Genomic DNA, 8,618 nt, shown 5'->3' on the forward strand with positions numbered 1-8,618 from the left:
CGCCCGCCGCGCGGCGGCGGGGTTCGCGGCTTCTACGAGAACGCCCGCCGTACCTGGGACCGGCCGCTCACCGCGTACTACCTGATCCTCGGCAGCGCCTCGCTGATCACCGTGCTGGGTCTGGTGATGGTCTACAGCGCCTCGATGATCAAGGCACTTGAGCTGTCGCTGCCCGCCTCGTACTTCTTTCGCAAACAACTGCTCGCCGCCCTCATCGGCGGCGGGCTGCTGCTCGTCGCCTCCCGGATGCCCGCCAAACTGCACCGGGCGCTGGCCTATCCGCTGCTCGCCGGCACGGTCTTCCTGATGGCGCTCGTGCAGGTCCCGGGGATAGGGCAGTCGGTCAACGGCAACCAGAACTGGCTCTCGCTCGGCGGCCCTTTCCAGCTCCAGCCCAGCGAGTTCGGCAAGCTGGCGCTGATCCTGTGGGGCGCGGATCTGCTCAGTCGCAAACAGGACAAGAACCTGCTGACCCAGTGGAAGCACCTGCTGGTGCCGCTCGTCCCCGTCGCCTTCATGCTGCTCGGTCTGATCATGCTCGGCGGCGACATGGGTACGGCGATCATCCTGACCGCCATCCTCTTCGGCCTGCTGTGGCTGGCCGGGGCTCCCACCCGGCTGTTCGGAGCGGTACTCGCGGTGGCCCTCGCCGTCGGTGCCATGCTCATCAAGACCAGCCCCAACCGGATGGGCAGGCTCGGCTGCATCGGCGCCAGCGAGTCGGGTCCCGCCGACCAGTGCTGGCAGGCCGTCCACGGCATCTATGCTCTGGCATCGGGCGGATGGTTCGGTTCCGGTCTCGGCGCGAGTGTGGAGAAGTGGGGCCAACTGCCCGAACCGCACACGGACTTCATTTTCGCCATCACCGGGGAGGAACTGGGTCTTGCGGGGACGCTGTCGGTGCTCGCCCTCTTCGCGGCTCTAGGCTATGCGGGTATCCGCGTGGCCGGACGCACGGAGGACCCCTTCGTGAGGTACGCGGCGGGAGGTGTGACCACCTGGATCACGGCTCAGGCCGTGGTGAACATCGGTGCGGTGCTCGGCCTTCTGCCGATCGCCGGGGTCCCGCTGCCGCTGTTCTCCTACGGAGGGTCGGCCCTGCTGCCGACGATGTTCGCCGTCGGGCTGCTGATCGCCTTCGCGCGAGAGGATCCAGCGGCGAAGGCGGCCCTGGCCATGCGGCAGCCTGTCTTCGGCAGGAAGAAGCGTGCCGGGGCGAGATGGAAGACGATGAGACGGCGCGTCAAGAAGCGTCCGTCCGGAGAGCGGTGAATTTCGGTGCATGTCGTACTCGCAGGTGGGGGGACCGCCGGTCATATCGAGCCGGCGCTCGCCCTCGCGGATGCCCTGCGCAGGCAGGACCCCACCGTGGGGATCACGGCCCTCGGCACGGAACGCGGTCTTGAGACCAGGCTCGTACCCGAGCGCGGGTACGAACTGGGGCTGATTCCCGCCGTACCGCTGCCCCGCAGGCCCACACCCGAGCTGATCACCGTCCCCGGGCGGCTGCGCGGCACGATCAAGGCCGCCGAGCAGATCCTGGAACGCACCAAGGCCGACTGCGTCGTGGGCTTCGGCGGCTACGTGGCGCTGCCCGGCTATCTCGCCGCCAAGCGTCTCGGCGTGCCGATCATCGTCCACGAGGCCAACGCGCGCCCCGGCCTGGCCAACAAGATCGGCTCCCGGTACGCGGCGGCCGTGGCCGTCTCGACCCCTGACAGCAAGCTGCGGGGCGCCCGCTACATCGGCATCCCGCTGCGCCGTACGATCGCCGTCCTCGACCGCGCTAAGGTCAGGCCCGAGGCGCGCGCCGCGTTCGGTCTCGACCCCAACCTGCCGACGCTGCTCGTCTCCGGCGGTTCGCAGGGCGCGCGCCGGCTGAACGAGGTCGTCCAGCAGATCGCGCCGACGCTCCAGCGCTCCGGGATCCAGATCCTGCACGCGGTCGGTCCGAAGAACGAAATGCCGCATGTGGACAACATGCCGGGTATGCCGCCCTATGTCCCGGTACCGTATGTGGACCGGATGGATCTCGCGTACGCCGCTGCCGACATGATGCTCTGCCGCGCGGGCGCGATGACCGTCGCCGAACTCTCGGCGGTCGGGCTGCCCGCCGCCTACGTCCCGTTGCCGATCGGCAACGGCGAACAGCGGCTCAACGCCCAGCCGCTGGTGAAGGCCGGCGGCGGCCTGCTGGTCGACGACGCCGATCTCACTCCCGAGTGGGTCCAGGGCAATGTGCTCCCGGTGCTCGCCGATCCGCACCGGCTGTACGAGATGTCCCGCGCGGCCTCCGAGTTCGGCCGCAGGGACGCCGACGACCTGCTCGTCGGCATGGTGTACGAGGCGATCGCCGCACGCCGTCAGGCGTAGGAGGCGGAGAGGCAGGGAGCATGGCCGGACCGTCGACCGCCGAGCGTGGCGCGCGACCGCAGTCGGAGTCCGGCCGCCCCGACGGGGGGCCGGAGGGGCGGGACAGCCGGATTCCCAGCCGTCGTGTGATCGTCGTATTGATTGCGGTGGTTCTGGTTCTCGCCGGCGGAATCTGGCTGCTTTACGGTTCTTCGTGGCTGCGCGTCGACCGGGTGAAGACTTCCGGCACAGAAGTGCTGACTCCCGGCCAGGTGGCGCAAGCGGCGGCCGTACCGATGGGATCGCCGCTGATTTCCGTCGACACGGACGGGATTGAGGCACGGGTCCGGCAGAAGCTGCCGCGTATCGACTCCGTGGAGGCGGTTCGTTCTTGGCCGCACGGCATCACGCTGAATGTCGTCGAACGAAAGCCCGCGCTGCTCATCGAAAAGGGCGCAAAGTTCATCGAAGTGGACGCCGGAGGAGTGCGTTTCGCCACCGTGGAGAAGGCGCCCAAGGGCGTACCCCTGCTCGAATTGACGGTGGCTCAGTCCCCGGCCCAACAGCGCTTCACCAGCACCCGGCTGGTGCGTGAGGCGGTCGCGATCCGCAGGGCACTGCCCGGCAAGGTCGCCGCCGACACCAGGACTTTGCACGTGCGTTCGTACGACTCGATCTCTCTCGAGTTGAGCGGAGGCCGTACGGTGATGTGGGGAAGCAGCGAGGACGGCGCGGCCAAGGCACGTGCGCTCACCGCCTTGATGAAAGCAGTTCCGAAGGCTGGTCACTTCGATGTGAGCGCGCCCACCGCGCCTGCCGCGTCAGGGAGTTGACGGGCATATGTGCTGGCCACCACCCTGGTTGGTCATCGCTATGGGTGATCACATAGGGTGAAAAGAAAAACGGGAGGTTCGGCGTGTTCGTTGAACGTGCGCCACTTGTCGACTTAGTGTCCTGTTCGGAAGAGTCCAAGAAGCAGACACACTGGTAACCCTAAACTTCAACGTTAGGGTTTGGGTCGGCGTTTCGGACCGTCCCATCGGCATCAGTCGTCGCGGCGCCACATCGGCGGAGCGACGACACGTAACTCGAGGCGAGAGGCCTTCGACGTGGCAGCACCGCAGAACTACCTCGCAGTCATCAAGGTCATCGGTGTCGGCGGCGGTGGTGTCAATGCCATCAACCGAATGATCGAGGTCGGCCTCAAGGGTGTCGAGTTCATCGCGATCAACACTGACGCGCAAGCCCTGTTGATGAGCGACGCAGACGTCAAGCTCGACGTCGGCAGGGAACTCACCCGTGGCCTCGGCGCCGGAGCCAATCCGGCAGTCGGTCGTAAGGCGGCAGAAGACCACCGTGAGGAGATCGAGGAGGTCCTCAAGGGGGCCGACATGGTCTTCGTCACCGCAGGCGAAGGTGGCGGCACAGGCACCGGCGGCGCACCCGTCGTCGCCAACATCGCACGCTCGCTCGGCGCGCTCACGATCGGTGTGGTCACCCGGCCGTTCACCTTCGAGGGCCGGCGCAGGGCGAACCAGGCGGAGGACGGCATCGCCGAACTCCGCGAAGAGGTCGACACCCTCATCGTCATCCCCAACGACCGGCTGCTGTCCATCTCGGACCGTCAGGTCAGCGTCCTCGACGCGTTCAAGTCCGCGGACCAGGTGCTGCTGTCGGGTGTTCAGGGCATCACCGACCTCATCACCACACCCGGTCTGATCAACCTCGACTTCGCCGACGTCAAGTCCGTGATGTCCGAGGCGGGCTCGGCGCTCATGGGCATCGGCTCGGCGCGCGGCGACGACCGCGCGGTGGCCGCCGCCGAGATGGCGATCTCCTCGCCGCTCCTCGAAGCGTCCATCGACGGCGCGCGCGGCGTGCTGCTCTCCATCTCCGGCGGCAGCGACCTCGGTCTCTTCGAGATCAACGAGGCGGCGCAGCTGGTGAGCGAGGCGGCCCACCCCGAGGCCAACATCATCTTCGGCGCCGTCATCGACGACGCCCTGGGCGACGAGGTGCGGGTCACCGTGATCGCCGCGGGCTTCGACGGCGGACAGCCGCCGACCCGGCGCGAGACGGTGCTCGGTGCCTCGGGCAAGCGCGACGAGCAGCCGGCCCCGGCCAGGAACGCGGACAGCGGCCGCTCCACGAGCGGTCTCGGCACCGTGCCGCCGCGTGAGGAGAAGCCGGTCCAGGCCGACCCCACGCCGGTCAACGAGAAGCCGCTCCCGCCGGTCAGCGCACCCCAGGTCCCGCCGGCCCGTCCGTACCAGGACAGCCAGGCCGAAGAGCTGGACGTCCCGGACTTCTTGAAGTGATAAGTCCGATCACCGAAGTCAGTTCGAAGGGCGGCGCGCACTTCGCCTTCACCGACAGGTGGGGCGGGGTGAGCGCCGCTCCGTACGAGGAGCTCAACCTCGGCGGCGCGGTCGGCGACGACCCCGCCGCCGTCCTGGCGAACCGCGGGACGGCGGCGAAGTCCCTCGGGCTCGACCCCGAGCTGGTCGTCTGGATGAACCAGGTGCACGGCCGGGACGTCGCCGTGGTCGACGAGCCGTGGCAGCCGGCGGCGGGCGGCGGGATCCCCGCGGTCGACGCGCTCGTCACCCGGCGGCGCGGCCTCGCGCTCGCGGTGCTCACCGCGGACTGTGTCCCCGTCCTGCTGGCCGATCCGGTCGCCGGGATCGCGGCGGCGGCGCACGCCGGACGGCCCGGGATGGTCGCGGGGGTCGTCCCCGCCACCGTCGAGAAGATGATCACACTGGGCGCCGATCCGGCCCGGATCACCGCGCGTACCGGACCCGCCGTCTGCGGGCGCTGCTACGAGGTGCCGGAGCAGATGCGGGCCGAGGTGGCGGCGGCCGTACCCGCCGCCTGGGCCGAGACCAGTTGGGGCACCCCGGCCGTCGACGTGACCGCGGGTGTGCACGCGCAACTCGACGCGCTGGGCGTTCAGGACCGTCGGCGCTCCGCGTTCTGCACCCGGGAGTCGGCCGATCACTACTCGTACCGGCGCGACCGCACGACCGGGCGGCTCGCCGGCTATGTCTGGCTGGACTGATACGCGATGACCGACCGAAGAGCCGAACTCACCAGAAACCTCGCCACGGTGGAGGAACGTATCTCCTCCGCCTGCGCCGCAGCGGGCCGGCGGCGGGACGAGGTCACCTTGATCGTCGTGACCAAGACCTACCCCGCGAGCGACGTCCGACTCCTGCACGAGCTGGGTGTCCGGCACGTCGCCGAGAACCGCGACCAGGACGCCGCCCCGAAAGCCGCCGCTTGTTCGGATTTGTCGCTTACCTGGCACTTCGTCGGTCAATTGCAGACCAACAAAGTCCGTTCCGTAGCCAGTTACGCGGACGTGGTGCAGTCTGTCGATCGGCTCAAGCTTGTCACGGCGCTGTCGGCTGCCGCGGTGCGCACCGGGCGTGAACTGGAGTGTCTGATCCAGGTGGCGCTCGACGCCGAGTCCGGCGAACGCGGATCGCGCGGCGGCGTGGCGCCCGACGGGATCGAGGAGTTGGCCACCGCGGTGGCCGAAGCCCCGGGACTGCGGCTCGGCGGTCTGATGACGGTCGCGCCGCTCGCCGGACCGTACGCGGGTCGGCAACGGGCCGCGTTCGAGCGTCTGCTGGAATTGTCATCCAGCCTGCGCGCGGCCCTTCCGGCTGCGAACATGGTCTCAGCAGGGATGAGCGCGGATCTCGAAGAAGCCGTGAAGGCGGGTGCGACACATGTGCGCGTCGGTACGGCGGTACTCGGAGTCCGACCCCTGCTCGGGTAACGTCGCGAAGCAAGTCGGACCACAGTAGAAAATATGGTCATTTCGCCGTAAGGCGGATGGACCGAGTGGATCGAGGGCACTTGGTGACGAGGCCGATCCACCACAGAGCGGAGGACCCAGAGCATGGCCGGCGCGATGCGCAAGATGGCGGTCTACCTCGGCCTCGTGGAGGACGATGGGTACGACGGCCGGGGCTTCGACCCCGACGACGACTTCGAACCCGAGCCGGAACCCGAGCGGGAGCACCGGCGCCACCAGCCGGTGCACCAGGAGCGGGACGAACCGGTGCGCATGGCCCAACCACCCGCCCAGCGCGAGCGGGAGCCGGTGCCGCTAGCCGCAGAAAGCGGACGTCCGGCACGAATCGCCCCCGTGGCATCCATCACACCTGAACGCCCGAGCCTGGAGAAGAACGCACCGGTGATCATGCCCAAGGTTGTGTCCGAGCGGGAGCCGTATCGCATCACCACACTGCACCCGCGGACCTACAACGAGGCCCGTACCATCGGGGAACACTTCCGCGAAGGCACGCCGGTGATCATGAACTTGACCGAGATGGACGACACCGATGCGAAGCGACTTGTCGACTTTGCCGCGGGTCTGGTGTTCGGTCTTCATGGCAGCATTGAGCGGGTGACGCAGAAGGTGTTCCTGCTGTCTCCTGCTAACGTCGATGTCACGGCGGAGGACAAGGCCCGCATCGCAGAGGGCGGATTCTTCAACCAGAGCTGAGAACCACACCGGGAACGACCCGGCCGCGAGGCCGGGCCAAGGCAGAGCCAGGGGAGAGGGAAGCGCGGGATGGGCGTAGCGCTGCAGGTGGTCTACATCGCGCTGATGTGCTTCCTCATCGTGCTGATTTTCCGGCTGGTCATGGACTACGTCTTCCAGTTCGCGCGTTCATGGCAACCAGGCAAGGCGATGGTGGTCGTACTTGAGGCCACCTACACTGTCACCGATCCACCGCTCAAGCTTCTGCGGCGGTTCATTCCGCCGTTGCGTCTCGGGGGCGTGGCACTCGACCTGTCCTTCTTCGTTCTGATGATCATCGTGTACATCCTGATCTCGCTCGTAAGCAAACTTGCGAGCAGCGTGTGAACGATACGGTCTTGCCGACTGCCGACGACTACGTAGAGGTGAAGAAGAGATGCCGCTGACCCCCGAGGACGTGCGGAACAAGCAGTTCACGACCGTCCGCCTCCGAGAAGGCTATGACGAGGACGAGGTCGATGCCTTTCTCGACGAGGTCGAGGCCGAACTGACCCGCCTGCTCCGCGAGAACGAGGATCTGCGCGCCAAGCTGGCCGCCGCGACGCGTGCCGCCGCGCAGAACCAACAGCAGCAGGGGATGCGCAAGCCTCCAGAACCTCAGGATCGCACCGGCGGTCCCGTTCCAGCGGCCATATCCGGCCCGCCGGTCCAGCAGCAGCCCCCGCAGATGGGTCCGCCTCAGCTGCCCGGCGGTGCCCCGCAGCTCCCGGCAGGCCCGAGTGCCCACGGCCCGCAGGGCCATGGACCCCAGGGTCACGACCCGCGCGGCCAGCAGCAGCACGGCCCCGGTCCGATGCAGGGCGGCCCGATGCAGGGTGGACCCATGCAGGGCGGCCCGATGCAGGGCGGTCCCATGCAGGGTGGACCCATGCAAGGCGGCCCGATGCAGGGCGGTCCCATGCAGGGCGGCCCGATGCAGGGTCAGCAGATGCAGGGCGGCCCCATGGGCGGACCGATGGGCGGCCCCATGGGCGGCCACCCGGGAATGGGCCAGCCCGGCCAGGGCCCCGGCGGCGACAGCGCTGCCCGAGTCCTCTCGCTCGCCCAGCAGACCGCGGACCAGGCGATCGCCGAGGCGCGTTCCGAAGCCAACAAGATCGTCGGTGAGGCGCGCAGCCGCGCCGAGGGTCTGGAGCGGGACGCCCGCGCCAAGGCGGACGCGCTGGAGCGGGACGCGCAGGAGAAGCACCGCGTGGCGATGGGCTCGCTGGAGTCCGCCCGCGCGACGCTGGAGCGCAAGGTCGAGGACCTGCGCGGCTTCGAGCGCGAGTACCGCACCCGTCTGAAGTCCTACCTGGAAAGCCAGTTGCGTCAGCTGGAGACCCAGGCCGACGACTCGCTGGCCCCGCCGCGCGCACCCGCTGCCGCGTCGCTGCCGCCGTCGCCGTCCATGGCTCCGGCCGGTGCGGGTGCGATGGGTCACACCATGGGCGGCAACCCGTCCATGGGCGGCGGCCACGGCCCCGGCCCGGGTCCGTCGTACGGCGGCCAGCAGCAGATGTCGCCGGCGATGACCCAGCCGATGGCACCGGTACGGCCGCAGGCGCCGCAGCCGATGCAACAGGCACCGTCACCGATGCGCGGCTTCTTGATCGACGAGGACGACAACTGACGGGGTTGCGCGCGCGCTGCGCGTAGCCGTCGGCAGGCAAAGGGCCGGGCCCGAGGTGAAAACCTCGGGCCCGGCCCTTTTGCGTGCGCTGCGAGT

At 68.7% G+C, this 8,618-nt stretch carries 9 protein-coding genes; all 9 read left to right on the forward strand.

Features of this window, described 5'->3' with window-relative positions; all coding sequences use genetic code 11:
• On the forward strand, positions 1 to 1,272 hold a 1,272-nt coding region (gene ftsW / locus HY68_RS19760; protein WP_198533308.1), incomplete at its 5' end, for a putative lipid II flippase FtsW.
• 6 nt (positions 1,273 to 1,278) lie between these two features.
• Complete coding sequence (murG, locus tag HY68_RS19765; protein WP_041990699.1) at positions 1,279 to 2,373, forward strand: undecaprenyldiphospho-muramoylpentapeptide beta-N-acetylglucosaminyltransferase; 1,095 nt, start codon at positions 1,279 to 1,281, stop codon at positions 2,371 to 2,373.
• Between the two features lie 20 nt (positions 2,374 to 2,393).
• Positions 2,394 to 3,185, forward strand: coding sequence for an FtsQ-type POTRA domain-containing protein (locus tag HY68_RS19770; RefSeq protein WP_041990702.1), 792 nt, complete (start codon positions 2,394 to 2,396; stop codon positions 3,183 to 3,185).
• A gap of 276 nt (positions 3,186 to 3,461) precedes the next feature.
• Entirely contained in the window at positions 3,462 to 4,670 is a 1,209-nt protein-coding gene (gene ftsZ, locus HY68_RS19775; RefSeq protein WP_041990704.1) for a cell division protein FtsZ, read from the forward strand.
• Positions 4,667 to 5,413 (forward strand): peptidoglycan editing factor PgeF, encoded by a 747-nt coding sequence (gene pgeF / locus HY68_RS19780; protein WP_041990706.1) that lies wholly within the window; start codon positions 4,667 to 4,669, stop codon positions 5,411 to 5,413. The genes ftsZ and pgeF overlap by 4 nt, the downstream gene beginning before the upstream one ends.
• A gap of 6 nt (positions 5,414 to 5,419) precedes the next feature.
• Positions 5,420 to 6,139, forward strand: coding sequence for a YggS family pyridoxal phosphate-dependent enzyme (locus HY68_RS19785; protein ID WP_041990708.1), 720 nt, complete (start codon positions 5,420 to 5,422; stop codon positions 6,137 to 6,139).
• 123 nt (positions 6,140 to 6,262) lie between these two features.
• Complete coding sequence (locus HY68_RS19790) at positions 6,263 to 6,871, forward strand: cell division protein SepF (RefSeq protein ID WP_041990709.1); 609 nt, start codon at positions 6,263 to 6,265, stop codon at positions 6,869 to 6,871.
• 69 nt (positions 6,872 to 6,940) lie between these two features.
• Positions 6,941 to 7,237, forward strand: coding sequence for a YggT family protein (locus HY68_RS19795; protein ID WP_041990710.1), 297 nt, complete (start codon positions 6,941 to 6,943; stop codon positions 7,235 to 7,237).
• Between the two features lie 49 nt (positions 7,238 to 7,286).
• Positions 7,287 to 8,522 carry a DivIVA domain-containing protein gene (locus HY68_RS19800; RefSeq protein ID WP_041990711.1) on the forward strand — a complete coding sequence of 412 codons (1,236 nt, stop codon included), beginning with the start codon at positions 7,287 to 7,289 and terminating at the stop codon, positions 8,520 to 8,522.
• Positions 8,523 to 8,618 lie beyond the last annotated feature (96 nt).

The sequence above is a fragment of the Streptomyces sp. AcH 505 genome (genome assembly GCF_000818175.1).
GTDB lineage: Bacteria > Actinomycetota > Actinomycetes > Streptomycetales > Streptomycetaceae > Streptomyces.